Genomic DNA, 538 nt, shown 5'->3' with positions numbered 1-538 from the left:
ATAATCTTCGCTTTTTATGTCTTTGTTTTTAATTATGACGGCAATTGGAGCGCCTGTTGTTATATCATTTTTTATGCCGGAAATAATTCTGTAATCGTCTTGTTCCTTGCGTGCTGTAGAAAGATCGTTGCCGCGCCTTTTGGTTAGCATGCTGTCTATTGCGGCAAAATCGATTGAGATGCCAGCTGGGAGACCGGAAATAACGGCGCCGATTTCATCGCCGTGGGATTCGCCGAAGCTTTGGATTGATATGTTCATGAAGCGTTTCCCCCTAGTTCTTTGTATACTTTCCAAAAATCGGGATATGATTTTGCGACGCAATCGCCATTATCTATTTCTATTTTGCCTTCTAATTTTTGCGCGCAGATAGCAAACATCATAGCTATTCGATGGTCTGCGAACGTGCTGACTTTAGCACCTTTGAATTTAAAATCTTTGCCCATCCCTTTAACGATTAGTTTATCGTCTTTTTCAATAATATCTGCCCCAAGTTTGTTCAGTTCTAGTATAGATTTAACTCGGTCGCTTTCTTTGATTT

General features: G+C 40.3%; 1 protein-coding gene and 1 pseudogene. Both read right to left on the bottom strand.

Features of this window, described 5'->3' with window-relative positions; genetic code table 11:
• A partial coding sequence (locus ACYVTD_RS15955) for a chorismate synthase (protein ID WP_461248667.1) occupies nt 1-258 on the bottom strand: 258 nt, incomplete at its 3' end.
• A pseudogene (locus ACYVTD_RS15950) lies at nt 255-538 on the bottom strand (hypothetical protein); the annotation flags it as partial. The pseudogene ACYVTD_RS15950 and the gene ACYVTD_RS15955, both read right to left, overlap by 4 nt.

The organism is Treponema sp. R6D11, from assembly GCF_054786075.1.
The sequence above is the reverse complement of the archived record's forward strand: the minus strand, read 5'-3'. Positions and strand labels throughout refer to the sequence as shown.